At 66.7% G+C, this 24,585-nt stretch carries 26 protein-coding genes; 21 read left to right on the top strand and 5 right to left on the bottom strand.

Annotated elements, in window-relative coordinates:
* Positions 1-108: 108 nt before the first annotated feature.
* Positions 109-747 (bottom strand): 4'-phosphopantetheinyl transferase family protein, encoded by a 639-nt coding sequence (locus tag AC0Z35_RS12245; protein ID WP_485132053.1) that lies wholly within the window; start codon positions 745-747, stop codon positions 109-111.
* A 135-nt stretch (positions 748-882) separates the two neighbouring features.
* Here AC0Z35_RS12245 and AC0Z35_RS12250 point away from each other — a divergent pair, with 135 nt between their 5' ends.
* The 19 genes from AC0Z35_RS12250 to AC0Z35_RS12340 all read left to right on the top strand — a co-directional run bounded on the left by AC0Z35_RS12250 (position 883) and on the right by AC0Z35_RS12340 (position 17,276).
* Positions 883-1,638 carry a beta-ketoacyl synthase chain length factor gene (locus AC0Z35_RS12250; protein ID WP_485132054.1) on the top strand — a complete coding sequence of 252 codons (756 nt, stop codon included), beginning with the start codon at positions 883-885 and terminating at the stop codon, positions 1,636-1,638.
* Entirely contained in the window at positions 1,635-2,483 is an 849-nt protein-coding gene (locus tag AC0Z35_RS12255) for a lysophospholipid acyltransferase family protein (RefSeq protein WP_104145427.1), read from the top strand. Before AC0Z35_RS12250 ends, AC0Z35_RS12255 begins: the two co-directional genes overlap by 4 nt.
* Positions 2,480-2,740 (top strand): phosphopantetheine-binding protein, encoded by a 261-nt coding sequence (locus AC0Z35_RS12260; RefSeq protein ID WP_046804525.1) that lies wholly within the window; start codon positions 2,480-2,482, stop codon positions 2,738-2,740. The genes AC0Z35_RS12255 and AC0Z35_RS12260 overlap by 4 nt, the downstream gene beginning before the upstream one ends.
* 17 nt (positions 2,741-2,757) lie before the next feature.
* Positions 2,758-3,012, top strand: coding sequence for an acyl carrier protein (locus AC0Z35_RS12265; protein ID WP_039883125.1), 255 nt, complete (start codon positions 2,758-2,760; stop codon positions 3,010-3,012).
* Complete coding sequence (locus AC0Z35_RS12270; protein ID WP_120154760.1) at positions 3,009-3,557, top strand: COG4648 family protein; 549 nt, start codon at positions 3,009-3,011, stop codon at positions 3,555-3,557. The genes AC0Z35_RS12265 and AC0Z35_RS12270 overlap by 4 nt, the downstream gene beginning before the upstream one ends.
* A 3-nt stretch (positions 3,558-3,560) precedes the next feature.
* On the top strand, positions 3,561-5,261 hold the full coding sequence (locus AC0Z35_RS12275; protein WP_485132055.1) for an ApeI family dehydratase: 1,701 nt from the start codon (positions 3,561-3,563) through the stop codon (positions 5,259-5,261).
* Complete coding sequence (locus AC0Z35_RS12280) at positions 5,245-6,021, top strand: glycosyltransferase family 2 protein (RefSeq protein ID WP_104145428.1); 777 nt, start codon at positions 5,245-5,247, stop codon at positions 6,019-6,021. Before AC0Z35_RS12275 ends, AC0Z35_RS12280 begins: the two co-directional genes overlap by 17 nt.
* A complete protein-coding gene (locus AC0Z35_RS12285) occupies positions 6,018-6,977 on the top strand; it encodes a lysophospholipid acyltransferase family protein (protein WP_046804522.1) in 960 nt (319 codons plus the stop codon). Before AC0Z35_RS12280 ends, AC0Z35_RS12285 begins: the two co-directional genes overlap by 4 nt.
* Positions 6,970-7,413: an acyl-CoA thioesterase gene (locus tag AC0Z35_RS12290; protein ID WP_120154754.1), complete on the top strand. Its 444-nt coding sequence runs from the start codon at positions 6,970-6,972 to the stop codon at positions 7,411-7,413. Before AC0Z35_RS12285 ends, AC0Z35_RS12290 begins: the two co-directional genes overlap by 8 nt.
* Complete coding sequence (locus tag AC0Z35_RS12295) at positions 7,410-8,093, top strand: outer membrane lipoprotein carrier protein LolA (RefSeq protein ID WP_485132056.1); 684 nt, start codon at positions 7,410-7,412, stop codon at positions 8,091-8,093. The genes AC0Z35_RS12290 and AC0Z35_RS12295 overlap by 4 nt, the downstream gene beginning before the upstream one ends.
* Entirely contained in the window at positions 8,077-10,413 is a 2,337-nt protein-coding gene (locus AC0Z35_RS12300; protein ID WP_485132057.1) for an MMPL family transporter, read from the top strand. The genes AC0Z35_RS12295 and AC0Z35_RS12300 overlap by 17 nt, the downstream gene beginning before the upstream one ends.
* 25 nt (positions 10,414-10,438) lie before the next feature.
* On the top strand, positions 10,439-11,686 hold the full coding sequence (locus AC0Z35_RS12305; RefSeq protein WP_485132058.1) for an NAD(P)/FAD-dependent oxidoreductase: 1,248 nt from the start codon (positions 10,439-10,441) through the stop codon (positions 11,684-11,686).
* Between the two features lie 5 nt (positions 11,687-11,691).
* Positions 11,692-12,354, top strand: a complete 663-nt coding sequence (locus tag AC0Z35_RS12310) for a DUF3261 domain-containing protein (RefSeq protein WP_485132059.1) — start codon at positions 11,692-11,694, stop codon at positions 12,352-12,354.
* Positions 12,351-13,706 carry a beta-ketoacyl-ACP synthase gene (locus AC0Z35_RS12315; RefSeq protein ID WP_485132060.1) on the top strand — a complete coding sequence of 452 codons (1,356 nt, stop codon included), beginning with the start codon at positions 12,351-12,353 and terminating at the stop codon, positions 13,704-13,706. Before AC0Z35_RS12310 ends, AC0Z35_RS12315 begins: the two co-directional genes overlap by 4 nt.
* Entirely contained in the window at positions 13,703-14,164 is a 462-nt protein-coding gene (locus tag AC0Z35_RS12320; RefSeq protein ID WP_485132061.1) for a hotdog family protein, read from the top strand. Before AC0Z35_RS12315 ends, AC0Z35_RS12320 begins: the two co-directional genes overlap by 4 nt.
* Complete coding sequence (gene fabG, locus AC0Z35_RS12325; protein ID WP_485132062.1) at positions 14,161-14,892, top strand: 3-oxoacyl-ACP reductase FabG; 732 nt, start codon at positions 14,161-14,163, stop codon at positions 14,890-14,892. The genes AC0Z35_RS12320 and fabG overlap by 4 nt, the downstream gene beginning before the upstream one ends.
* Positions 14,892-16,118, top strand: coding sequence for a beta-ketoacyl-ACP synthase (locus tag AC0Z35_RS12330; RefSeq protein WP_104145382.1), 1,227 nt, complete (start codon positions 14,892-14,894; stop codon positions 16,116-16,118). Before fabG ends, AC0Z35_RS12330 begins: the two co-directional genes overlap by 1 nt.
* Positions 16,119-16,271: 153 nt before the next feature.
* Positions 16,272-16,712, top strand: a complete 441-nt coding sequence (locus AC0Z35_RS12335) for a hypothetical protein (protein ID WP_046804514.1) — start codon at positions 16,272-16,274, stop codon at positions 16,710-16,712.
* A 102-nt stretch (positions 16,713-16,814) separates the two neighbouring features.
* The gene (locus tag AC0Z35_RS12340; protein ID WP_319304396.1) at positions 16,815-17,276 is read left to right on the top strand and encodes a GatB/YqeY domain-containing protein; all 462 of its coding nucleotides are present in this window, start codon (positions 16,815-16,817) and stop codon (positions 17,274-17,276) included.
* A 15-nt stretch (positions 17,277-17,291) separates the two neighbouring features.
* On the opposite strand, the gene dinB is transcribed toward AC0Z35_RS12340, so the two are convergent.
* The gene (dinB, locus tag AC0Z35_RS12345) at positions 17,292-18,374 is read right to left on the bottom strand and encodes a DNA polymerase IV (protein ID WP_046804512.1); all 1,083 of its coding nucleotides are present in this window, start codon (positions 18,372-18,374) and stop codon (positions 17,292-17,294) included.
* Between the two features lie 101 nt (positions 18,375-18,475).
* Here dinB and AC0Z35_RS12350 point away from each other — a divergent pair, with 101 nt between their 5' ends.
* Positions 18,476-18,898: a PaaI family thioesterase gene (locus AC0Z35_RS12350; protein WP_046804511.1), complete on the top strand. Its 423-nt coding sequence runs from the start codon at positions 18,476-18,478 to the stop codon at positions 18,896-18,898.
* Positions 18,899-19,031: 133 nt separating this feature from the next.
* On the opposite strand, the gene AC0Z35_RS12355 is transcribed toward AC0Z35_RS12350, so the two are convergent.
* Entirely contained in the window at positions 19,032-19,487 is a 456-nt protein-coding gene (locus tag AC0Z35_RS12355; RefSeq protein ID WP_046804510.1) for a BPTD_2524 family lipoprotein, read from the bottom strand.
* A 137-nt stretch (positions 19,488-19,624) separates the two neighbouring features.
* On the opposite strand from AC0Z35_RS12355, the gene AC0Z35_RS12360 reads away from it, so the two are divergent.
* Positions 19,625-21,532 (top strand): S9 family peptidase, encoded by a 1,908-nt coding sequence (locus AC0Z35_RS12360; RefSeq protein WP_370512740.1) that lies wholly within the window; start codon positions 19,625-19,627, stop codon positions 21,530-21,532.
* Here AC0Z35_RS12360 and AC0Z35_RS12365 read toward each other — a convergent pair.
* Both AC0Z35_RS12365 and AC0Z35_RS12370 read right to left on the bottom strand, forming a co-directional pair.
* The gene (locus tag AC0Z35_RS12365) at positions 21,529-22,770 is read right to left on the bottom strand and encodes a GGDEF domain-containing protein (RefSeq protein WP_485132063.1); all 1,242 of its coding nucleotides are present in this window, start codon (positions 22,768-22,770) and stop codon (positions 21,529-21,531) included. The two genes, AC0Z35_RS12360 and AC0Z35_RS12365, sit on opposite strands and share 4 nt — an antisense overlap.
* Positions 22,771-23,199: 429 nt before the next feature.
* A complete protein-coding gene (locus AC0Z35_RS12370) occupies positions 23,200-24,480 on the bottom strand; it encodes an MFS transporter (RefSeq protein ID WP_485132064.1) in 1,281 nt (426 codons plus the stop codon).
* Positions 24,481-24,585 lie beyond the last annotated feature (105 nt).

The following is a 24,585-nucleotide window of genomic DNA, read 5'->3' on the forward strand; positions in this document are numbered from 1 at the left end:
TGCTGCTCCTTGAATTGCGATCGGGCTCGCTTTAAACATATATTCATAATACATCTTTAAGAACGAAGGGTCATCTTCAAGAACCAAGGACACATCCCGGCGCACCCCTTAATCGATGTCGCGTAGCCATTCGCCAACAAGTGTTAGCGCCGGCAAGGCGCAGCCGGCGCCCCCGCGCCAAATTGGATACCTTGTGGCCGGGTCCGGGCCCTGCCACACCACGGAGGCCATCCATGCGTCCCCCACCATCCAGCTGGCCGCCTGCCACGGGCCGGGCGGCGCGCGTAGCCGCCATGTGCCGTCCCCATCCCTGGCGAGGCCAACCGTGGCCATATCCGCTGGAAAAGCCAATTTTGCTGCCTTGATCAAGGCTTCTTTCAAGGTCCATAGCAGGTAAAAACGATGGCATTGGGCCGGCCCCTCCAAGGCGGCCAGCGCCACGGCCTCTTCCTTTGAGCACACCCAAGCGGCCAGCGCGGCAAAATCCCGTGTCCGCAGGCGCTCAAGGTCGGCGCCCACTGCCCAGCCGTCCGGGGCGCGGGCGCAGACGGCGTGCCCGCCGCTGTGGCTTAGCGACGTCACCCCGCCCGCAGGGGTGGACCGGCGCACGTCATGCAGCAAGGCACGGCTGACCCGCCAGTCTTCGCGGGCCTTGGGGCCGGATCGGGCGGGCGCCAGCAAGGCGTCGTTTTCGGACAGGTCCTGCACCCGATAAAGTTCGGCGGCGCCTTTGTCCGCCCAATACATGAATAGTTCCTGAATTTCCACGGCAATAAGTAACCAATTACATTTCGAAGACGCGAAACCCCTTGCTGTGGCGTCGACACAAAGTTACTACTGAAAACAAATTCCATGAGCGATGACATAGTAGAATCGCGCGCTATGTTGACGTTTTCAATCGCGCAATGGCAAGGTTGGACGCAAGGAATGGAGTCGCCCGAAGACTGGTTTCATTGGGCGCAACACCCTTACTGTCCTCTTGATGACGCACGCGCGCCCCGCCTGGACTTTCTGCCCCCGATGCAACGCCGCCGGCTCAGCCCGCTTGCCCGCGCGGTGTTCGAATGCGCGTGGCCGCTAGCCGCCGGGCGCCCGGCGATGCCGTTCGTGTTTGCCTCGCGGCACGGCGAAACCACCCGCAATTTCGGCCTGCTGCAAGCGCTGGCGGCAAACGAACCGCTGTCTCCCACCGCGTTCGGCCTGTCGGTGCACAACGCCATTGCCGCGCAGTGGTCGATCATACGCGGTGAAACCACCGAATCCGTCGCGCTGTCGGTGGACGACGACGGCCTGGAGCACGCGTTTGTCGAAGCCGCCATGCTGCTCGACCAGGGCCATGACGACGTCCTGGTGGTGCTGGCCGAAGAGCGCCCGCCCGCGCCCTATGCCGCCTGGATCGATGACGTGCCCTACACCTACGCCGCCGCGTTTCGTTTGCGCGCCGGCTCGGACTGGTCACTGGCCCTGTCCTCTGGCGCCGGCGGCCACCGCCCGCCACCCACGTCGTCCTTCGACTTGACGGCAGCGGAGCACGCCTGGCCCAACCCCTTGAACCTGCTGCGCCACCTGACGCTGCGCACCCCCACGTGGGGGCACGCCAATCGCGCCCGACGCTGGACCTGGACCCGCACCGCATGACTAGCACCACCCAACCCCGCCAGGACTTCTGGCTTTGGCGCCTGCTGGCCACCGGCATGGCCTTCACGATGTTCGGCGTGGGCGGCGTGCTGTTGCGCGTGCTGGTCTTCCCGCCGCAGCGCCTGCTGCCGGGCGGCCGGATCGAACGCCAGCGGCGCGCGCGCTGGGCGCTGAACCGCACGTTTCGCCTGTTCATCCGATTCATGGTTCGGGTGGGCATCCTGACCGTTGAATTCAAGGGTGCCGACCGCCTGGGCAAGCCCGGCCAGATGATCCTGGCCAACCACCCGTCGTTGCTCGATGTGGTGTTTCTGGTGGGACACGTCAAGAACGCCAACTGCATCGTCAAGCATGGGCTGGCCACCAACCCGTTCACGCGCGGCCCCGTTGCCAATGCGGGCTACATCACCAACGACGAGAGCTTCGACATGTTTGACCGCGCCGCTGATGTGCTGCGCAACGGCGAAACGCTGATCGTCTTCCCCGAAGGCACGCGCACGCCGCCTGACGCATTGCCGCAGTTTCACCGTGGCGCCTGCGCCATTGCGCTGCGCGGTGCGCGCATCGTCACGCCCGTGGTCATCCAGATGAACCCGCGCAGCCTGACCAAGGGCGAACCCTGGTACCGGATTCCCGCGCGCCGCATGCGCTATGTCATCCAGGTGGGCGAGGACATCGACCCGACCGTCTGGAGCAGCGCGCACCCCCTGCCCGCCGCGGGCCGCAAGATGAATGCCTGGCTGCATGCCTATTTCGAAGCCGAGCTGGCGCGCACCGCGCCGGCCGGCGCTGTCATGAACGAACACGCCACCCGGGACGGTGGCAACGGAGTCAAAGCGGGATGAACCAATTGGAACTTGAGCTCAAGACGCTCGTCATCGAATCGCTGGGTCTGGAAGACATCACCCCCGACGACATCGCGTCCGACGCCCCGCTGTTTGGCGAGGGATTGGGGCTGGATTCGGTCGATGCCCTTGAGCTGGGCCTGGCGCTGCAAAAGCGCTACAGCATCGCCATCGATCCCGAAACGCGCAACATGCGCGAGCATTTCACCAGCATCAGCAGCCTGGCGGACTTTGTCGCCGCGCAGCGCCGCGCTTAACGCAGATGGAGTCCACGATGCATACCCGTGAGGACATCTTCAATACGTTGCGCGACGCGCTGGTCGAGCTGTTCGAGATCGAACCCGAACGCGTTACGCCGCAAGCCAATCTATATACCGATCTGGAAATCGACAGCATCGACGCCATCGACCTGATCGACCACGTGCGCCGCCAGACCGGCCGCAAGTTGGACGCAAACGACTTTCGCACGGTGCGCACCGTCGAGGACGTGGTCCAGGCCATGTGGCAAAAGCAGGCTCCCGACGCATGAGGCGCGGCGTTGCGGCCGGCTTGGCCGTGGCCGGCGTCGCGTATCCCTTTGTGGTGCACGCGACGCTGGGGCGCGTCAGTCCCGCCTGGCTGGCCTTGCCGCTGGCGCTGCTGTGGTTGCTGCGTGGCTTGACCGCGCGCGCCGGGCAACCCGGCGCGCGCTTGCTGCCGGCCGTGGCCGTGACGTTCTGCGTCGTGTTGGCGCTTTGCAATTCCGAAGCATGGCTGCGCTGGTACCCCGTGATGGTCAACGCGATGATGCTTGCCATCTTCGGCGCAAGCCTGCGCGTCGGCCGTCCCGTGATTGAACAAATCGCCCGCCTGCGTCATCCGAACCTGCCGCCCGAGGGCGTGCGCTACACGCGTAACGTCACGCGTGCATGGTGCCTGTTTTTTGCGGGTAACGGCGCGGCGGCCGCGGCCCTGGCCGCCTGGGCGCCCTGGAGCTGGTGGGTCGCCTACAACGGCGCCATCAGCTATGGCTTGATGGGCCTGCTGATGGCAGGCGAATGGCTGCTGCGCCCGGCAGCCGCGAAGGCGGTTTGAGCCATGCGCTGGACACCGCTAGAACACCTGCTGCTGCCAAACGCAGCCGCCCACGACGTCCTGCTGGCCGACGAGCCGCCATTGACTCGCGCCGCTTTCGCGCAGGCCAGCCTGCGCGCGGCCGGCGCCTTGCAGGCACGCGCGCCACGCCGCGTGGCGCTGTGGTTCGACGATGCCGTGGCGCTGGCCATTGCGCTGTTCGCCTGCTGGCGCGCCAACGTCATCGCCGTCTTGCCCGGCGATGCGCAGCCCGCCACCTGCGCTACGCTGGACGCGGATGTCGACGCCTGGCTGACCGATACCGCCCTGCCCGTGCCACCGTCGCGCCAATGGCGGCTGCACGGCTTGCAAGACCATACGCCGCTTGCGCCCGCCGGCCTGGACCCCGCACGCACTCTGGTGCTGTGCACGTCGGGCTCCAGCGGCGCGCCCAAGCCGCTGCACAAGCAATGGCGCCAGCTGTCGGCCGAGGTCCACGCCTTGCAGCGACAATGGCCGGAACCGAACGCGCCCGTGCTGGGCAGCGTATCGGCACAACATATGTACGGCCTGCCGTTTCGCGTGCTGTGGCCGCTGTGCGCGGGCCGCTTGATCGACCGCCTTCAGCGCCACTATCCCGAGGAATTGCAGCAAGCCAGCCTGCGCTATCCGTCCTTCACCTGGATAGCCAGCCCCGCCATGTTGCGCCGGCTGGGTCAACGGCTGGACTGGGTGCAACTACGCGGCCGACTGCTGCGTATTCATTCGTCGGGCGGTGCGCTGCCGGTGCAGGTATCCGACGACATTGAACGCGAACTTGGCCTGCGTCCCACCGAAATCTATGGCAGTTCGGAAACCGGTGCCGTTGCGTGGCGCACCGGGGCATCTGACTGGCAAGCCTTGCCCGGCGTTGCGCTCAGCACAGGCGCCGACGGCGCGTTGCGCGTGCAATCGCCCTGGGTCAACGCCGCCGACGAACACACCTCGGATGGCGCCCGGCTGACCGGCAGCGGCTTTGAATTGCTGGGCCGCCTGGACCGCATCGTCAAGATCGAAGAAAAACGGATCTCGTTGCCAATGCTGGAACAGGCGCTGATGCGCCACGGCTATGTGGCCGATGCGCGCGTGGGCATCGCGAGCGGCGCCACGCGCCTGACCGGGCTGGTCGCGCTGTCGAGCGCGGGACTGCATGTGCTGCGCAACCAAGGCCGCAAGACGCTGGTGGACGCGCTACGCACGCATCTGGGCACGGGCTTTGAGTCGCTGGCCATCCCGCGATCGTGGCGGCTTTTCAGGCATTTGCCCACCAATGCGCAGGGCAAGATGCCGCAGGTATTGTTCGACGCGGCGGCGGGTCCGCGCCCGGTGGACCCCCATGTGGTAGAACTGCCCGGCCAACCCGGCAACGAACGCCGCTACACGCTGGATACTCCCTACGACCTGGCGTTTTTCAGCGGGCATTTCCCGACGGTGCCCGTGGTGCCGGGCGTCGCGCAAATCAGTTGGGCGCTGTCGCTGGCGCAGCGCGGTCTGTGCCCCGGCCTGCAATTTGGCGGCATGGAGGCCCTGAAATTCCAGCGCTTGCTGCGCCCCGGGGATCGGGCCGTGATGGCTTTGCGCTGGGACGAGGCGAAACAAAAGCTGTATTTCACCTTGACGGTGGACGACGCGCCCTGCTCGTCGGGCCGCATGATTCAAAGGGATGGCCATGCCGCAACCCCATAAGCTGTGCGCGGTCATCCCGGTTTACAACCATGGCGCCACGGTAGCCGCCGTGCATACGCAGATGGCGGCGCAGGGCTTGCCCTGCGTGCTGGTGGACGATGGTTCCGAGCCGGGATGCGCGGCCGTGCTGGACACGCTGGCCGCGCAGCCGCGCACGCACCTGGTGCGCCGCGCCGTCAATGGCGGCAAGGGCGCGGCGGTACAGGACGGCCTGCGCGCCGCCGCCGCCTTCGGCTATACCCACGCCTTGCAGGTGGACGCCGATGGCCAGCACGCCTTGCACGACGCCATCGCCATGGCCGAGGCGTCGCGCGCCCACCCGCAAGCCGTGATCTGCGGCGCGCCCGTCTACGGCGACGATGTCCCGCGCAGCCGCCTTTACGGGCGCTGGCTGACCCGCGTCTGGGTCTGGATCAATACGCTGTCGATGGACATCCCCGACGCCATGTGCGGCTTTCGTATTTATCCATTGGCGTCCGTGCTGCCCGTCATTGACCGCGCCGGCGTGGGCCGCCGCATGGATTTCGACATCGCCATCCTGGTGCGCCTGCATTGGCGCGGTGTGCCAATGGCGTGGCGCCCCACCCGCGTGACCTACCCGGCAGGCGGGGTGTCGCATTTCAAGGGCCTGCGTGACAACGTGCTGATCAGCCGCATGCACGCGCGGCTGTTCTTCGGGATGCTGGGCCGCGCGCCGGCGTTGCTGTGGCGCCGCCTGGCACGCAGGGCGCACCGCCTGGCAGGAAGGGCGCCATCTTGAGCGCCGCCGATTCCCATTGGGCCCACCAGCGCGAGCGCGGCAGCCCCCTATTGATGCGCCTGACGGCCTGGGCCGCGCGTCGGCTGGGCCGCCGCGTGGTCGCGCCCGTGGTGTGGATCGTGGTGCTGTACTTCTACGCATTCGGTGGCCGCGCGCGCCGCGCCATCGCGCAGTACCAGCAGCGGCTATCCGGCACGACAACGCCCGACATGCCCGACATGGCCAACATGCCGCCCTTGCCGCACGTGCCGCTGCCGCGCACCCTGCCCGTCTACCGCCAATACCTGGCCTTCGCCGACGCCATGCTGGACAAGCTGGACGTGTGGCAAGGCAAGATCACGCTGTCGCACCTGGACATCGCCGACCCCGACGGCCTGCATGCGCAAATGGGCACCGGCCGTGGCCAGATCCTGGTGGGCTCGCATCTGGGCAACATCGAAGTGTGCCGCGCGCTGGCCGAACAGTCGGGCGCGCTGCGCCTGAACGTGCTGGTGCACAGCAAGCACGCCGTGCATTTCAACCGCCTGCTGGATGAGGCCGGCGGTGGCTTGCGCATGATCCAGGTCAGCGAACTGGACGCCGCCACCATGCTGGACCTGGCGCAGCGCCTGGATCGCGGGGAATGGCTGGCCATTGCCGGCGACCGCGTGCCGCTGCAGGGCGACCGCACCACGCGGGTCAACTTCCTGGGTGCGCCGGCCGCGCTGCCGCAAGGGCCCTGGCTGCTGGCGGGGCTGCTGCGCTGCCCGGTCAATGTGCTGTTCTGCACGCGCCATGGCGGCCGCTACCGCGTCGCCATGCAACGCCTGTGCGACGGCATCGAATGGACGCGCGCCACGCGCCAGGAACGCATCGCCTACTGGGCGCAACGCTATGCCGACCAACTTGCCGCGCACTGCCGACTGGCGCCGCTGCAATGGTTCAACTTCTACCCTTTCTGGAAAGACGATGCGTAAACGAGGCCTTATCGGCGCACAGGTCGACATCCAGGTCCCCTTCTTCGACGTCGACTCGCTCAATGTCGTGTGGCACGGCCACTACGTGAAGTACCTGGAGCAGGCGCGTTGCGAACTGCTGGACCAACTGGGCCACAACTACGACGCCATGCGCGCCAGCGGCTACGCCTGGCCGGTCATCGATCTGCATTTGCGCTATGCCCAGCCGGCCGAGTTCGGCCAGCGCCTGACGGTCCGCGCCGAGCTGGTGGAATGGGAAAACCGCTTGAAGATCAATTACCTGATCCTGGATACGGCAAGCGGCAAGCGGCTGACGCGCGGCACGTCTGAACAGGTGGCCGTCTGCATCGCAACCCGTGAAATGCAGCTGACCTCGCCACCCGCGTTCGTGGACGCCGTGCGGCGCAAGCTGCATGCCCTGGAGGCGTCGGCATGAAGGCGCCTGCCACCAAGTCGTTTGCACTGCGGCTGAAACACGGCTTGAAACGCGGCCTGACACTCGCACGACATGCGGCGCTGCGGCAGTTGCAGTGGCTCTTGCTGTTGCTGATCGCGCTGCCGTGGACCGCGCACGCTTTCAGCCTGGACGACCTGCAAGCCCAGCTGCGTGCCACGCCGGTCGTGCGTGGCCATTTCATCCAGCAAAAATTCCTGCGCTCGCTGCCGCAGCCCCTGACCAGCCGTGGCGACTTCACGCTGGCAGCCGGCAAAGGGCTGTTGTGGCTGCTGCGCACGCCCATCGCCCAGGACCTGCGCATCGACGCTGGCGGCATATCGCGGCGTGATGAATCCGGGGCCTGGCAGGCGTTGCCGCAACAGACCGGGTCGGGCCGCGAGAACCGGCTGTTCCTGTCGGTGCTGGCCGGCGACACCAAAGACCTGCAAGACAACTTCGACCTTGCCCTGACGGGCGACGCCGCGGCATGGCAGCTGATGCTGACGCCGCGGTCCGCTTTGCTGCGCCAGATTTTCGACAACATCCAGATCAACGGCGGCAAGCTGGTCGACCGCATCGAATTGCGCGAATCCCAAGGCGACCGCAGCGTCCTGCAAATGACGGACGCGGTTGCCGCCGACGCCCTGACTTCAGAAGAACAACGTGCGTTTTCCCATTGAGCGCTGGCTGCCCCGGCTGTTCAAGCTGGGTCTGCTACTTATCCTGTGCGTGGGCGCGTGGCAATGCCGCCATGGCTGGCCGGTGTCGGCCAACCTGATGGAGCTGGTGCCGCACACCCAGGCCGACGCCACGCGGCAATTGGCCGAAGCACGCATCCAGGAACCGCTGTCTCGCCAGTTGCTGGCGCTGGTGGCGGCGCGGCCGGGCGCGGACCCGGTGGCGCCCGCGCGCGCCTTGGTCGACCGCCTGCGCGACAGCGGCCTGTTCGCCTCGGTGCAGCTGGAATTGAATGTGGACGTGGCCGCGCTGCGCGCGCAGCTGCTGGCCGGACGCCTGGCCATGCTGCCCCCTGCCCACCGCGACCAACTGGCCGGCGACCCCGCCGCCTACGCCCAACGCCGCGCGCGCGAATTGTCCGACCCGTTTTCGTCGTCGGGACTGGTGCCCGTGGACAAGGACTGGCTGGGGCTGACCCGGCGCGCCGAACAAGCGTTGCGGCCCGGCGGCGCGGTGCAATACGACATGGGCACCGGCACGTTGCAAGCGGAACATGCCGGCCGGCGCTGGGTGCTGGTGCGCGCCGAAACGCGCGCTGACGCGTTCGACACCGACGCGCCGCAGGGCCTGGCGTCCCGCATCGATGAAGCCCGCCAGGCGCTACAGGCCGACGGCGCGGAACTATTGGTCGCCGGCGGCCCGCTGTACGCGGCGGCCGGGCGGGCGCAGGCCGTGGCCGAAAGCTCCTGGATCGGGTCCATCGCCATGGCCGGCATCGTCCTGGTGCTGTTGCTGGCCTTGCGCCGCGCGCGTGCGTTGCTGGCATTCATCCCGGTGGCGGTGGGCCTGTTGACCGGCGCCGTAGCCTGCGTGGCGGTGTTTGGCTCGATCCATGTGCTGACGCTGGTGATCGGCGCCAGCCTGATCGGCGTGGCGGTGGACTTTCCCATGCACTGGCTGGGCAAAAGCTACGGCATGGCCGACTGGCATGCATGGCCCGCGCTGCGCCGCGTGTTGCCCGGCCTGACCATCAGCCTGGCGGCCAGCCTGGTCGGCTACGTGGCGCTGGCCTTTACACCGTTTCCTGCCCTGACGCAGACGGCCGTCTTTTCAGCCGCCGGGCTGTTGGGCGCCTACGCGTGCACGGTGTGCCAGCTTCCGGCATGGATGAACGGCTGGCATCCGCGCCCATGGCCGCCGCTGTTGCACGCCGCCGAAGCGGCTTTGCGCTTGCGAGAACGCGTGGCGGGCCGACGCCTGCTGCTGGCGGCGGGCGCGCTGGCGCTGGTGGCCGCTACCGTGGGTGGCGTCAGCCGGCTGGTCATCCAGGACGACCTGCGCCAATGGTTGAGCCTGCCCGCGCCGCTATTGCAACAAGCGCGCCAGATCGGCGAGATCACCGGCTTCACGCCGACCAGCCAGTTCTTTCTTGTGCGCGCGCCCGACGCGGACGAGCTGCTGCGCCGACAAGCGCGGGTGGCCCGCAAGCTGGACGCGCTGGTCCAGCGTGGCGACCTTGCCGGTTACAGCGCGCTTAGCCAACTGGTGTCGCCCGTGCAAGACCAGCTGGCGCTAGGCCGGCAACTGACGGCGCAGGCCGCGCGGCCCGACCCCTGGAAACCCCTGACCGACCTGGGCATACCGTTTGCGGCCTTGCAGCGTGAACTAAATGCCTTCGCCACCTTGCCCCCGCTGACCATCGACGCCGCGCTGCAAGGCCCGCTTGCCGAACGCTGGCGCGGCCAATGGCTGGGCGTGCACGACGGCCAGGCAGCCGGCATGGTCACGCTGCTGGGCCTGCGCAGCGCCGCCGCGCTGGACGGCATCGCGGGCGATTTGCCGGGCGTCGAACTGGTGGACCGCAGCGGCGACTTGAACCGCATGTTCGCCTCAACCCGTATCGAAGCCGCCGAACTCAAGCTGCTGTCCTATGGGGTGGCGGCCGTCTTGCTGCTGCTGACGCTGGGTCGCGCCGCCACCTGGCGCATCCTGGCGGTGCCGCTTGCCGCCACCGCCTGCGCCTTGGCCGCGTTGGGCTATCTGGGCCAGCCCCTGACCCTGTTCAGCCTGTTCGGCCTGCTGTTGGTGTCCGCCATCGGCGTGGACTACGCCATTTTCATGTACGAACGCGTGGCGGGCGCCGCCGCCAGCCTGGTCGGCGTCCTGCTGGGCGCCGTCACCACCTTGCTGTCCTTCGGTCTGCTTGCCGTCAGCCAGACGCCTGCCATTGCGAACTTCGGCATGGCCGTCGCGCTGGGCGTTGCCTTTTCTTTGCTGTGGTCTCCCTGGGTGCGTCCGCCCCAGCGCGGCCGCTCCCATTAGCCCCCCCTACATGGAATCACCCCACATGGAACATCGTGAAGTCGTCGTCATCGGAGCAGGTCCCGCCGGTGCGGTTGCGGCGGCCCTGCTCAAGCGGCAAGGCCATGATGTGCTGATGCTGGAACGCCAGCAATTTCCGCGCTTTTCAATTGGCGAAAGCCTGCTGGCGCACTGCCTGGAATTCGTTGAAGAAGCCGGCATGATGCCTGCCGTCAACGCGGCGGGCTTTCAGGTGAAAAACGGCGCCGCCTTTGCGCGGGGCGACGACTACACCTACTTTGATTTTCGCGACAAGTTCACCGCCGGCCCCGGCACCACCTTCCAGGTGCAGCGCGCGCAGTTCGACAAAGTGCTGGCCGACGATGCCGCGCGCCAGGGCGTGGACGTGCGCTACCTGCAAGAAGTCACGGCCGCGGATTTCAGCGGCGACCAACCGCTGCTGGACGTGCGCGGCGCCGACGGCGCCAGCTACCAGGTCAAGAGCCGCTTCGTGCTGGACGCCAGCGGCTATGGCCGCGTGCTGGCGCGCTTGCTGGATTTGGAACGCCCTTCCTCGATGCCGCCGCGCAAGGCCATCTTCACGCACATCGAAGACCGCATCGACGACCCCGGCTTTGACCGCGAGAAAATCCTGATCAGCGTGCATCCCGAGCAGCCGGGCATCTGGTACTGGCTGATTCCGTTCTCGAACGGCCGCTGCTCGTTCGGCGTGGTTGGCGGGCAGGATCTGTTCGGTGGCCCCGACCAGGACCTGATGTCGACCCTGCGTGAGATGGCCGCTGCCGCGCCGAACCTCAAGCGCGTGCTGGCCAATGCCGTGTGGGACACGCCGGCCAATACCATCGGCGGATATTCCGCCAGCGTCACCCGGCTGTACGGGCCCGGCTACGCGCTGCTGGGCAACGCGGCCGAATTCCTGGACCCGGTGTTTTCATCCGGCGTGACCATCGCGCTACGCTCGTCCAAGTTGGCCACCGACGCCCTGCACCGCCAGCTGGGCGGCGAAGTGGTGGACTGGCAGGCCGATTTTGCCGACCCCTTGATGCTGGGCGTAGAGACCTTCCGCGCCTATGTGCAAGGCTGGTACAGCGGCGAATTCCAGGACGTGGTGTTCCACAAGAATCCGCAGCCCGAAATCCGCCGGATGATCAGCTCGATTCTGGCCGGCTACGCGTGGGACACCGCCAACCCCTTTGTCGCCAGCCCGCAACGCCGCCTGCGCATGCTAAGCGAGCTTTGCCGTGGCGCCGCCACGCAAGCCGAACCCGCCTGAGACCGATGATGCAAGCCGCTTCGCCACGCCCGCCCGTATCCGTGCACACACATGGCGTTTTTGCACGCCTGCCCCTGCCCGTACCCCGCCTTGGCGTGGTGCAGCGCTTGCCCTTGCCCGTGCGCAAGTCGGCCCGGCGCGCGCGGGCCACGGCGGCGTTGCTGGCCGTGCTGATCGGGCTGGCCGGCTGCGCCGGCGCGCCACCCTTGCCCGCCCGCGACGCCGGCTTTGCCGTGCCGCGCCAGCTGCACGTCGTGCAGGTGGCCGCCGACCAGCCCAGCGTGGACACGATGCTGGTGGTGCAGCGCGAAGGAGCGGCGCTGCGCTGGTCGCTGTTCGACCCGATGGGCGTGCCGCAAGCGCGGCAGATGCTGGAGGGCGGCCACTGGCGCAACGACGGATTCATGCGGCCCAACGCCCAGGCGCGCGATCTGTTTGCCGCACTGATATTCGCGTGGACGCCGCAGGCCCAGCTGGACGCCGCTTATGGCGCGGGCACATGGCGCGCGCGGCGGCAAGACGACGGCACGGCGGTACGCAGCCTGCTGGATCGCGGCGAGGTGCGCTGGACGGTGCGTTGGGCGCAGCCCTCGCAGCCCGACGTTTTTTCGATTACCGGCGCCGATGGCGTCACCTGGCGCGTCGCGCCGCTCAAGGAACTGCCGTGAACACTTGGCTAGGCACCCCCGGCATCGTCTGCGCGTTGGGCGCAGGCGTGAACGCCGTCGCCCAAGCCGCCTTCGATGGCGACACGCGCGGCATGCGCGCACAGGCCGGCTGGGTCCACGACCGCAGCCTGACGCTGGGCGCTTATGTCGGCCCCTTGCCGGCGTTTCCTGGCACCGCCGCCGACACTCGAGCCCCCACCGCCGCCAACACAGCTGGCGACATCCCACCTGGCACCTCGGCCGCCGCCCCGCGCGACATGCTTGCCAAGGCCAACGCTGGCTCCTCAGACGCCCCGCCCGGCGACATCCTGGCCATGGCCGCGGCCCCCCCCTTGCCCGACCATCTGCACAGCCGCAACAACCGCTTGCTGCTGGCCTGCGCCGAACAGATCGCCCCGCAATTGCGGCGCGCCATCGCCCGCCACGGACCCGGCCGCATCGCGGTGGTGCTGGGCACCAGCACGTCAGGCGTCAACGACAACGCGCCCGCCTTCCGCACCTTGGCGGCGCAAGGCGCCTGGCCCGCCGACTACGACTATCGCCGTCAGGCCCTTTCCTCGCCCGCTGCGTTCCTGGCGGCGCATCTGGGCCTGACCGGGCCGGCTTACACGCTGTCGACCGCCTGCACTTCCAGCGCCCGCGCGCTGCTGTCCGCGCGCCGACTGCTGAGCCTGGGCCTTTGCGACGCGGTGGTGTGCGGCGGCGCGGACACGCTTTGCCGCCTGACGATCAATGGCTTCGCCACGCTGGAAGCGGTGGACGACGCGCTTTGCCAGCCGTTCTCGGTCAACCGCCGTGGCATCAATATCGGCGAAGCCGGCGTGCTGTTCGTGATGCAGCGCGACGCCGATGACGCCAACGCCGTGGCGCTGCTGGGCGGCGGTGCCAGCTCGGACGCCTGGCATATGTCGGCGCCCGAGCCGTCGGGCGCGGGCGCGCGCCAGGCCATGCTGGCCGCCTTGCAGGCCGCGCGGCTGGCGCCTGCCGACATCGGCTGGGTCAACCTGCACGGCACCGGCACCCCGCACAACGACGCGATGGAAAGCCACGCCATGCATGCCGTGTTCCCCGAAGGCGTGCCCTGCGCGTCCACCAAGGCGTTGACCGGCCACACGCTGGGCGCGGCCGGCGCCATGGAAGCCGCGCTGGCCTGGATCACGCTGTCCGCCATGAATCCCGACGGCCGGCTCATGCCCCACACCTGGGATGGCCAGGCCGACCCGGCGCTGCCCGCGCTGAATTTCAGCAACGGCCAGCATCGCTATGCGTCGGGCCGCCCCCGTATCGCAATGAGCAATTCCTTTGCGTTCGGCGGCAACAACGCCAGCCTGATCCTGGGAGCCCGCCCATGAAAGCCTGCCCGTGGCCCGTTGCCGCCCTATTGCCGCATGCCGGCAACATGATCCTGATCGACGCGGTGCAAGGCTATGACGCCGACAGTCTCACCGCCCGCGCCGTCATCAAACCCGGCCCGTACTCGCTGCCGGACGGCTCGTTGCCGCCCTGGCTAGGCATGGAGCTGATGGCGCAAGCGGTGGGCGCCTGGGCCGGTTGCCAGGCGCGCGAAGCCGACGCCCCGGTCAAGCTGGGATTCCTGCTTGGCACCAGGCGCTATGACTGCCACGCGGACACCCTGCCCGCCGGCGCGGCCCTGACCATCCATGTCCAACGCGGCTTGATCGATGCCAGCGGCATGAGCGTTTTCGAATGCGAGCTGCGCGACGAATCCCACCTGCTGGCCCACGCCCGGCTGAACGTCTATCAGCCCAAGGACCCCGACGAATTTACCCAGGAAGCTTCCCTGACATGAACGCAGCCCCCATTCTTGTAACCGGATCAAGCCGTGGCATCGGCCGCGCCATTGCCTTGGCACTGGCCGACGCCGGCCACGATCTTGTCCTGCACTGCCGCCAGCAACGCGAACAGGCCGAGGCCGTGCAGGCAGAGGTCATCGCGCGCGGCCGCCAGGCGCGCGTGCTGCAATTCGACGTGTCCGACCGTGCACAGTGCGCGGCCGTGCTGCAAGCGGAGGTAGAAGCGCACGGCGCGTATTACGGCGTGGTGCTCAACGCCGGGCTGACGCGCGACGGCGCCTTCCCGGCCTTGACGGCCGACGACTGGGACCAGGTGATGCGCACCAACCTGGACGGCTTCTACAACGTGCTGAGCCCGCTGGCCATGCCCATGATCCGGCGCCGCGCGCCGGGCCGCGTGGTCTGCATGGCGTCGGTGTCCGGGCTGGTGGGCAACCGTGGCCAGGTCAACTACAGCGCGTCCAAGGCGGGGCTGATCGGGGCGGCCAAAGCGCTGGCCGTTGAACTGGCCAAGCGCCAGATCACCGTGAACTGCGTGGCGCCGGGCCTGATCGATACCGACATGATCGACGAGCACGTGCCCGTGGAAGAAATTCTGAAAGCGGTGCCGGCCCAGCGCATGGGCAAGCCCGAAGAGGTGGCCGCCACGGTGGCCTTCCTGATGTCGCCGGGCGCCGCCTACATCACGCGCCAGGTCATCGCGGTCAACGGAGGGTTGTGCTGATGAAACGGGTTGTGGTCACCGGCATGGCCGGCATCAGCGCGCTGGGTTCGGACTGGGCCAGCGTGCAACAAGCATTCGAATCGGGCCGCAGCGCCATCCGCGCCATGCCGGATTGGGCGCGCTTTGCCGAACTGAACACGCGGCTGGCCGGGCCCGTGGAAGACTTCAAGGTGCCCTCGCACTGGACGCGCAAGCAATTGCGCAGCATGGGCCGCGTGTCGCAACTGGCCGTGCGCGCCGCCGAGCTGGCGCTGGCCGATGCGTCGTTGCTGGGCGAGCCCAGCATCACCGATGGCCGCATGGGCGTGGCGTGCGGGTCGTCGGTGGGCAGCACCGCCGAGATCCGCGCGTTCGGCAACATGCTGCTGAACGGCGTCACCGACGACCTGAACGCCAATTCCTATGTGCGCATGATGCCGCACACCACGGCGGCCAACGTGGGCATCTTCTTCGAGCTGAAGGGCCGCATCATTCCGACCTCCAGCGCCTGCACCTCGGGCAGCCAGGGCATCGGCTACGCCTACGAGGCCATCCGCTATGGCCGCCAGGACATGATGCTGGCCGGCGGCGCGGAAGAACTGTGCGCCAGCGAAGCGCTGGTGTTTGACGCGCTGTATGCCACCAGCCAGCAGAACGACACGCCGGAACTGACGCCGCGCCCTTACGACCGCGACCGCGACGGCCTGGTCATCGGCGAAGGCAGCGGCATGCTGGTGCTGGAATCGCTGGACCATGCACTGGCGCGCGGGGCGCACATCCATGCGGAAGTGGTGGGATTCGGCAGCAACTCGGACGGCACGCACATCACGCGGCCCGAGGCGGCCACGATGCGCGTCGCCATGCAGATGGCGCTGGCGGACGCCGGCCTGCCGCCGGAAGCCATCGGCTACGTGAACGGCCACGGCACCGCGACCGAACAAGGCGATATCGCTGAAACGCAGGCCACGCACGCGCTGTTTGGCGCGCGCATGCCGATCAGCACGCAGAAAAGCTATCTGGGCCACACGCTGGGCGCCTGCGGCGTGCTGGAGTCGTGGTTCAGCATCGAGATGTTGAACCGCGACTGGTACGCGCCCACGCTGAATCTACGCAACATCGATCCGCGTTGCGGCGACCTGGACTATCTGCAAGGCGAAGGCCGCCGCATGAGCAACGAATACGTCATGAACAATAACTTCGCGTTCGGCGGCATCAACACCTCACTGATTTTCCGGCGCTGGTCCTGAGCCGCGTCGGGCGTTGCCTGGCCGGGCTTGCCGGGTCGGCATTGACCTGTTCCGTCCATTCGCCTTTTTTCACCGACTTTTCACCTTCTTTTCACCTTCTTTTCGCCTTCTTTCTGCCTTCTTCCCAACTTTCATTCTCGGAAAACGCACTTCATGAAGATCACCCACAAGCTCTTTGGCGCTCTGTCCCTGTCGCTGGCCTGCTCGACCCAGGTACTGGCCGCCGACCGCACCGTCTTCCTGCCCCTGCAACCGGCCATCGACGCCGCCCTGGCCGCCGGCAAGATCGACGGCAGCGTCAAGTTCTACCTGGCGGGCACGGGTCCGAAGGGCCAGGTGCTGGAAGCCAACGTGGTCACCAACCGCAAGACCAACGCGTTTGCCAAGAAAGACCCGGAAGCGTGCCTGTGGGCGGCGCAATCGGCGGTGATCTCGCTGCATGAAGCCGCCAAGAAGGCCGGCGCGAATGCCGTGACGAACATCGTCAGCTACTATCGCAAAAACGAAACCAGCAGCAAGACCGACTACGAGTGCCACGCGGGCGCCGTGGTGGCCGGCGTGGCGCTGCGCGGGGATCTGGCCCGCGTGAAGTAAGCCGGGCCGAAGCCGGCCCGACGCCGGCTAGATGCTGGCCCGATCCGGGTCCGCCCGATTTACACTTGCGAATTGCCGCAACACCACCCAAAAGGTTCACATATGAGCACTGCTACGCTCAAGACCCGCCTGTCCGATGCCGTCAAGGACGCCATGCGCGCCAAGGCTTCCGAACGCCTGACGACCCTGCGTTTCCTGCTGGCCGCCGTCAAGCAAAAGGAAGTGGACGAACGCCGCGACCTGAACGACGCCGAAGTTACCGCCATCATCGAAAAGCAGGTCAAGCAACGGCGCGAATCCATCGCCGCCTTCGAACAAGCCGGGCGCACGGAAACCGCCGAACAGGAAAAGGCCGAATTGCTGGTGCTGCAAGAGTTCTTGCCGCAGGCCGCAAGCCCTGAAGAAGTGGCCGCCGCCATCGACGCCGCGCTGGCCGAAGTGGCCGCGCAAGGCGTGACGGGCGCGCCCGCCATGGGCAAGGTCATGGCGCTGCTCAAGCAGGCGCTGGCCGGCCGCGCCGACATGACGGCGTTGTCGCAACAGGTCAAGGCCCGGCTGGCCTGACCCGGCGCCGGGCAGTTAAAACGTGCCGCCGAACAAATCGGGCTGGCGCGACTGCTCGGCGGGATCGGCAAAATTGCTCATCCCGACGCCTGCCAGCCGGTACAACGTTTCCGGCGGCAGTTCCACCCGTTCGCACAACAGCCTGGCCAACGCCGCCAGTTCGGCCGCCGACCCCGGCGGATTCAAGCTGGTCTGGCTGCGCGTCAGGATGCGAAACCGGTCGGTCTTCAACTTCAGGACCACCGTGCGCCCCAGCGCGCCTTTCTTTAACGCCTGGTCCCACACCTTGCCCGCCATGCGGTCGATGGCATCGCCCAACGCGTCCAGCCGGATATCTTCCGAAAACGTGGTCTCGGCCGACACCTGCTGCAAGGGCTGGTCGGTTTGCACTTCGCGATCGTCGATACCGCGCGCCAGCTCGTACAGGCGGCGCCCGTAGCGCCCGAAATAGTGGGCCAGTTCTTCCAGGCTGTGCGTGGCCAGGTCGCCCACCGTGTGGATGCCCAACTGCTCCAGCCGCGCCTGCGTCACCTTGCCCACTCCCGGCACTTTGCGCACCGGCAGCGGTTGCAGAAATTCCAACACCTTCGTGGGCCGGATGACGAACTGCCCGTCGGGCTTGTTCCAGTCAGAGGCAATCTTGGCCAGGAATTTGTTGGGCGCGATGCCGGCCGACGCGGTCAGGCCGGTTTCTTCGCGGATTTGATGGCGGATGACCTGAGCCACTTCAGTCGCCGAGGGCAGCCCACCTTTGTTATGCGTCACGTCCAGGTAGGCTTCGTCCAGCGACAGCGGTTCGATCAAGTCGGTATGGCGGCCGAATATCTGCCGGATCTGGCGCGACACCTCGCGATAGCGGTTGAAGTCCGGCGGCACGTAGATGGCTTGCGGGCACAGGCGTTCGGCGCGGATGGCGGACATGGCCGAATGAACGCCGAAGCGCCGCGCCTCGTAGGACGCCGCGCAGACGACCGAGCGCGGCCCGGTCCAGGCCACCACCACGGGCTTGCCGCGCAGGTCGGGATTGTCGCGCTGCTCCACGGACGCGTAGAACGCGTCCATGTCCACATGCACGATCTTGCGCAAGAGTTCAGACATTCCAGTGAAGACGATGCGCCCGTCGCCGTTGCACGCTGGCGGGCACTGCAAAAAAATATATTATGACCGGCTCTATCCGCTTACCCATCTTGCCTACGCTCATGACCGCCTCTGCCTCTGCATCCACTGACTATTTCGGCCTGACGATACCCTTCATGCACTTCATCGGGCTGGTGCCCGAGAGCGTTGCACCGGGATTCGCCCGCACCACCCTGCCGTGGCGCCAGGACCTGACCAACAGCCGGGGCGACGTGCACGGCGGCACGCTGATGAGCGTGCTGGACTTTACCCTTAGCGCGGCGGCACGCGGGTCCGCCGACGCCACCGAAGGCATGGCCACCATCGACATGAACACCACGTTCCTGTCTCCCGGCACGGGCGACCTGGTCATTGAAGCGCGCTGCCTGCGCCGGGGCGCGTCCATCGCCTTCTGTGAAGGCGACATCCGACGCGCCGACGGCGAACTGGTGGCGCGCGCCACGGCAACCTTCAAGATCATTCGCCGCCGCCCGGGCGGCGATTGAACGGCGCCGCCCTTGGGATGTGACGCGCGCCGCAAGTTGCACAGGTCGCGCGCGGCGCAAGTTGCATAGGTCGCGCGCGGCGCTTAGTTGCACAGGTCGCGCGCGCTGAGTCGGGCAGGTCGCGCGACGGCGCTCAGTTGGGCAGGTCGCGCGACGGCTTGACGGGCGGGCGCGGGTCCAGCGGCATGTAGGTGCTGCACGACGTGATGCTGTAGTAGATGGCGTCCTGCATGGCACGCATCGCGGCGGCGTCCCAGGTGCCCTTGCCCCACATCACGATCTTCACGTCGGTGCTTGCCGGGCCATTGGCCTTGAGGTCCACGCGTGACATTTCGTTGTCGGTATACGGGGCCAGCACGCGCACCACGCCCGACTGCGCCGCCTCGTTCAGGTCGGACACCACGCGATAGGCGTTGTCGGTGCTGCGCAGGCAGTTGTTCGACTGCCGGATCACGGTGGCGTAGGCGTCCTTGAACGCGACCGGCGCCTTGAATTCGCTGTGCGGGGATGCGCTGTCCTGCGAGATGCCCAGCGAGCAACCCGCCAGGCCCAGCGCCAGCGCCGATGCCGCGACCAGATTCCTGTACATGTAATTCTCCAGATGAATTGCCGCGATTATCCCGCAAACGGCACGGCGGCATAAGTGGGGTCGGTTCGACACCGCCCGCGCGACTATGGCATTATCGACCGCATTGAAATCGCGGAGGTCCTGCCTTGTTTTCCTTCATGACGCGCACCATTCTGGCCGCCAGTATCGTCGGCACCACGCTGGGCGCCTGCGCCACCCAGCCCCCGCCCCGCGCCTATCCCCTGAAGGACTTTTTCCGCAACCCGGAACGCGGCTTCTTCCGCCTGGCCGACGACGGCCGCACCCTGGCCTTCATGCAGCCCACCAGCGTGGACGGCAACCCGGCCCGCATGAACATTTACGTGCAGCCGCTGCAAGGCAGCCAGCTGGTGGGCGAACCCCGCCAACTGACCAGCGAAACCGCGCGCGATATCTCCAACTACTTCTGGAAGGGCGCCGACGTGGTGCTCTATCAGAAGGACTTTGGCGGCGACGAGAACTTCCACGTACTGGCCGTGAACGCCAAGACGGGCAAGATCACCGACCTGACGCCCTATGAAGGCGCGCGCGCCAGCATCGAAGACGATCTTGAAGACGACCCCGACCACGTCCTGATCAGCCACAACCAACGCAACCCCGAGGTCTTTGACGTGTACCGCGTCAACGTCCACACTGGCGCCGCCGTGCTGGTAGCGCAGAACCCGGGCAACATCGTGGGCTGGCAGACCGACCATGCGGGCAAGGTGCGCGCCGCCGTCACCAGCGACGGCCTGAACACCACCCTGCTCTACCGCGACAACGAAGCGTCCGACTTCCGCCCGCTGATCACCACCGATTACCGCACCAACGTCAGCCCGTCGTTCTTCACGTTCGACGACAAGAAGATCTACGCCCTGAGCAACCGTGGCCGCGACAAGCTGTCGCTGGTGGTCATCGACCCGGCACAACCGGATGTCGAAGAAGAAATCTTCACGCCCGACACCGTCGACCTGGACGGCGCGGGCTACTCACGCAAGCGCCGCGTGCTGACGCTGGCCGCCTACCAGACCGACAAGCCGCAATACAAGTTCTTCGACGCGCAGTCCGAAGCGCTGTTCAAGAAACTGTCCGACAAGCTCAAGGGCTATGACATCGCCCTGCAAGGGTCCAACCGCGACGAAACCGTGTTCATCGTGGCGGCCTACAACGACCGCACGCCGGGCTCGCGCTACTTGTACGACGCCAACACCGACACGCTGACCAAGCTGGCCGACATCAACCCGGCCATTCCGGAAGCCGACATGTCGCAAGTGCGGCCCATCAGCTACCAAAGCCGCGACGGCCTGACCATCCACGGCTACCTGACGCTGCCCGCCGGCCGCGATCCCAAGAACCTGCCTTGCATCGTCAACCCGCACGGCGGGCCGTGGGCACGCGACGGCTGGGGCTACAACCCCGAAACGCAATTCCTGGCCAACCGCGGTTTCTGCGTGCTGCAAATGAACTTCCGGGGTTCGACGGGTTATGGCCGCGCGTTCTGGGAAGCCGGCTTCGGGCAATGGGGCCTGAAAATGCAGGACGACATCACCGATGGCGTTCAGTGGCTGGTCAAGCAAGGCATCGCCGACCCCAAGCGCATCGGCATCTATGGCGCCAGCTACGGCGGCTACGCCACGCTGGCCGGCGTGACGTTCACGCCGGACCTGTACGCGGCAGCCGTGGACTACGTGGGCGTGTCCAATCTGTTCACGTTCATGAAGTCCATTCCGCCGTACTGGAAGCCCATGTTGGACAAGATGCAGGACATGGTCGGCCACCCCGAACGCGATAAGGACCGGCTGGCCGCGACCTCGCCCGCGCTGCACGCGGACAAGATCAAGACGCCGCTGTTCGTTGCACAAGGCGCCAAGGACCCGCGCGTGGCCAAAGACGAAAGCGACCAGATGGTGGCGGCGTTGAAGGCGCGCGGGGTTGAAGTGGAATACATGGTCAAGGACAACGAAGGCCACGGTTTCCACAACGACGAGAACAAGTTCGAGTTCTACGAAGCGATGGAAAAGTTCCTGACGGAACACCTCAAGCCTTAGTTCCCCGCGCCTTCATGAGTCACCAGCGGCGCGTTCGCCGCTGGCGCCATGCCGGCCAGCCCGGCCACGTGCACGCGGCCCGCGCCGCGCGCGCCAAACGCCATTTCCACCCGGTCGCGCCCTTGCTCCTTGGCGCGGTATAGCGCCACGTCGGCGCGCGCCAGGATCACATCGGCGCTATCGCCGGGCTGGTACGTGGCCAGACCACCGCTGGCGGTCATGGGCACTTCCACCCCTTGCAGGTAAAGCGGCGTATCGCGCAGTGCATCACAGACGCGCTGCGCGTGCACCAGCGCCCGCGCCGGGTCGCAGTCCACCATCAACAGCACGAACTCCTCGCCGCCCAGGCGGCCGAAGCGGTCGGCGCCGCGCACGGCGTGCTGCGCGACCTTGGCGAAATGGCGGAGCGCGGTGTCGCCCGCCGCATGGCCGTAGCGGTCGTTGATGGATTTGAAATGGTCGATGTCCAGCACCAGCACGGCCAGCGGACCGCCCGAGCGGCTACAGCGCTGCAACTCGCGTTCCAGTTCATCCAGGATGCTGCGGCGGGAATAGGCGTGCGTCAGGCTGTCGAACGTCAGGGCCGCCTGCATCTGCTCGGATAGCCACGTCTGCACCAGCAGCAGCAACGCCAGGAACAGCGCCGGCACCGTCACCGAACCGCACACAATGAAGAACAGCCCCCAGGATGACGGTTCAAGCAAGGACACGGGCTTCACGAAACCGAACCCATAGACCACGACCCGCGTTGCGTGCAGCGCCGCCAGCCCGAATATGGCCAGCATCAGATACAGCGTCACGCCGGGGGTGCGGATTTTTGCGCGCTGCTGGTAGATGACCCGCCCGGTCAGCAGCGCGCTGATGCAGGTAAAGCCGGAATTGAGCAGCATGCGTTCTGGCAGGTGGTCCGCGCCATACAGCAGCAGCGCAAAGGCCAGCACACCCGCCGCCGTGACGCCGGAGGTGCGCGCGATATGCGGCCGCAGCCCGAAGAACTGGCGCACGCCCACGTACACCAGGCTGATTGCGCATACCCAAGCCGCGTTCGACGCCATGATGTAGGCGCCCGGCGGCACAAGCTTGGCGGCGGCGAAGGCCAGCAGCGCCAGCACGGCCAGCGTGTTGGCGGCGATGAACGCACGCACGCCCTTGACCCCGCGCGACTGGAACGGCAGCAACAGCGGTAGCGCCAAGGCCGTGGCCAGCGCCCACATCAGGAAGAACAAAGAAGTCGTCATGGTTTTTTGCCGGCCGCGCCTTGGGAACAAATGCCGTCGGTTCAGACCTGCCGTTGCACTGGGTTCATGGATGGATACGCGTTACACGTCAGCATGCTTGATGCTTTTTGTTACCAGAAGGACGAAAAGCCGCCGCCCCGCGTGACGGCGATCCGCCGAAGCGAGGGCGCGACGTTGTCCTGAACCTTTACCTCCCGCGCCAAGACGATAGCGCGGCATGTCCAGAAGAATACGCCAAGCCAGGAGCGCCCGGTTCACCCGTTTGCAGTATTTGACAGTTAAACCTTTCAGGTAACTGACAATCGAAAGGAACGAAGGGCAAACCCTAGATTAATTATTGTGGTTCGCCCCCGCCAGTCGGCCAAAAGCACTACCCCGTCGTCCGAAGAGCCGTGCTGGTTTGGCGTAGGGAATCAACGCGGGACTGCATCAGCGCGGCTTTTCCACGTTAGGCAGCAAGATTGCCACCACGCCCAACAGCGGCAGATACGCGCACACCTGGTACACATAGCCGATGCTGGTGGCGTCGGCCAGCTTGCCCAGCGCGGCCGCCCCCACCCCGCCCATGCCGAAGGCAAAGCCGAAGAACAGCCCGGCAATCATGCCCACCTTGCCCGGCACCAATTCCTGCGCGTAGACGACGATGGCCGAAAACGCCGACGCCAGCACCATGCCGATCACCACCACCAGCGCCGCCGTCCAGAACAGATTGGCGTGGGGCAGCAGCAAGGTGAAGGGCGCTACGCCCAGGATCGACACCCAGATGACGATCTTGCGGCCGATGCGGTCGCCCACCGGCCCGCCCACCACCGTGCCCACCGCGACTGCGGCCAGGAACAGGAACAGGTACAGCTGCGCCTCGCGCACCGACAAACCGAACTTGTCGATCAGGTAGAAAGTGAAATAGCTGTTCAGGCTGGCCAGATAGAAGTACTTGGAAAATATCAGCACGCCCAGCACCGCCAGCGCACCGATCACCCGATTGCGCGACAGGCCGTTGCCGGTGCCCGCCGTGCGCGCGCGCGGCTTCAACATGACGCGGTTGGCGCTGTACCAACGGCCGATACCGGTCAGCACCACGATGCCGAATAGCGCCGCGAAGGCAAACCAGGCCACGCTGCGCTGGCCGTGCGGAATGATGAACAGCGCCGCCAGCAGCGGCCCCAGCGCCGACCCCACATTGCCCCCCACCTGGAACAGCGACTGCGCCAAGCCGTGCCGGCCGCCCGAGGCCATGCGCGCCACCCGCGACGATTCCGGGTGGAACACCGACGACCCCGTGCCGACAAGCACGGCGGCCACCAGCAGCCAACCGAACGACGGCGCCACCGACAGCAGCAATAGCCCAGCCAGCGTGAAGCTCATTCCCACGGGCAGCGAATAGGGCTTGGGATGGCGGTCGGTGTACAGGCCGATGAAGGGTTGCAGCAGCGAGGCCGCCAACTGATAGACCAAGGTGATCAGCCCGATCTGTGCGAAGGACAGGCTGAACGAATCCTTCAACATGGGGTAGATGGCCAACAGGATCGACTGGATCATGTCGTTCATCAAATGCGCCACGCTGATCGCGCCCAGCACTTTATAGGCGGTGGATGGGGGGGTGGACGTGGCAGTGGACGTGGCGGCGGACGGGGCGGCGGTCGCCTGCGCAGCGGGCGCGGGCGCCATGGCGTCCGACATGCCGGCAACGGGATTTTGGGCGGGGGTCATGGGCGGCTTTTGCGATGGGGTTGTGTTTGGCTGACAGCCAAAGCCAGCCATCAGTGTAGAAACCGGCCGCTGCGAAGATCTGCCAATTTTCATCGGGCAAGTGAC

The organism is Achromobacter sp. 1L-A-4-B-C2, assembly GCF_057291955.1.

Bases quoted from the DNA above. Each gene is read 5' to 3' on its own strand.
- AC0Z35_RS12245 (WP_485132053.1), bottom strand. From the start codon at position 747: ATGTATTGGGCGGACAAAGGCGCCGCCGAACTTTATCGGGTGCAGGAC.
- AC0Z35_RS12250 (WP_485132054.1), top strand. From the start codon at position 883: ATGTTGACGTTTTCAATCGCGCAATGGCAAGGTTGGACGCAAGGAATG.
- AC0Z35_RS12255 (WP_104145427.1), top strand. From the start codon at position 1,635: ATGACTAGCACCACCCAACCCCGCCAGGACTTCTGGCTTTGGCGCCTG.
- AC0Z35_RS12260 (WP_046804525.1), top strand. From the start codon at position 2,480: ATGAACCAATTGGAACTTGAGCTCAAGACGCTCGTCATCGAATCGCTG.
- AC0Z35_RS12265 (WP_039883125.1), top strand. From the start codon at position 2,758: ATGCATACCCGTGAGGACATCTTCAATACGTTGCGCGACGCGCTGGTC.
- AC0Z35_RS12270 (WP_120154760.1), top strand. From the start codon at position 3,009: ATGAGGCGCGGCGTTGCGGCCGGCTTGGCCGTGGCCGGCGTCGCGTAT.
- AC0Z35_RS12275 (WP_485132055.1), top strand. From the start codon at position 3,561: ATGCGCTGGACACCGCTAGAACACCTGCTGCTGCCAAACGCAGCCGCC.
- AC0Z35_RS12280 (WP_104145428.1), top strand. From the start codon at position 5,245: ATGCCGCAACCCCATAAGCTGTGCGCGGTCATCCCGGTTTACAACCAT.
- AC0Z35_RS12290 (WP_120154754.1), top strand. From the start codon at position 6,970: ATGCGTAAACGAGGCCTTATCGGCGCACAGGTCGACATCCAGGTCCCC.
- AC0Z35_RS12295 (WP_485132056.1), top strand. From the start codon at position 7,410: ATGAAGGCGCCTGCCACCAAGTCGTTTGCACTGCGGCTGAAACACGGC.
- AC0Z35_RS12305 (WP_485132058.1), top strand. From the start codon at position 10,439: ATGGAACATCGTGAAGTCGTCGTCATCGGAGCAGGTCCCGCCGGTGCG.
- AC0Z35_RS12310 (WP_485132059.1), top strand. From the start codon at position 11,692: ATGATGCAAGCCGCTTCGCCACGCCCGCCCGTATCCGTGCACACACAT.
- AC0Z35_RS12320 (WP_485132061.1), top strand. From the start codon at position 13,703: ATGAAAGCCTGCCCGTGGCCCGTTGCCGCCCTATTGCCGCATGCCGGC.
- fabG (WP_485132062.1), top strand. From the start codon at position 14,161: ATGAACGCAGCCCCCATTCTTGTAACCGGATCAAGCCGTGGCATCGGC.
- AC0Z35_RS12330 (WP_104145382.1), top strand. From the start codon at position 14,892: ATGAAACGGGTTGTGGTCACCGGCATGGCCGGCATCAGCGCGCTGGGT.
- AC0Z35_RS12335 (WP_046804514.1), top strand. From the start codon at position 16,272: ATGAAGATCACCCACAAGCTCTTTGGCGCTCTGTCCCTGTCGCTGGCC.
- AC0Z35_RS12340 (WP_319304396.1), top strand. From the start codon at position 16,815: ATGAGCACTGCTACGCTCAAGACCCGCCTGTCCGATGCCGTCAAGGAC.
- dinB (WP_046804512.1), bottom strand. From the start codon at position 18,374: ATGTCTGAACTCTTGCGCAAGATCGTGCATGTGGACATGGACGCGTTC.
- AC0Z35_RS12350 (WP_046804511.1), top strand. From the start codon at position 18,476: ATGACCGCCTCTGCCTCTGCATCCACTGACTATTTCGGCCTGACGATA.
- AC0Z35_RS12355 (WP_046804510.1), bottom strand. From the start codon at position 19,487: ATGTACAGGAATCTGGTCGCGGCATCGGCGCTGGCGCTGGGCCTGGCG.
- AC0Z35_RS12360 (WP_370512740.1), top strand. From the start codon at position 19,625: ATGACGCGCACCATTCTGGCCGCCAGTATCGTCGGCACCACGCTGGGC.
- AC0Z35_RS12365 (WP_485132063.1), bottom strand. From the start codon at position 22,770: ATGACGACTTCTTTGTTCTTCCTGATGTGGGCGCTGGCCACGGCCTTG.
- AC0Z35_RS12370 (WP_485132064.1), bottom strand. From the start codon at position 24,480: ATGACCCCCGCCCAAAATCCCGTTGCCGGCATGTCGGACGCCATGGCG.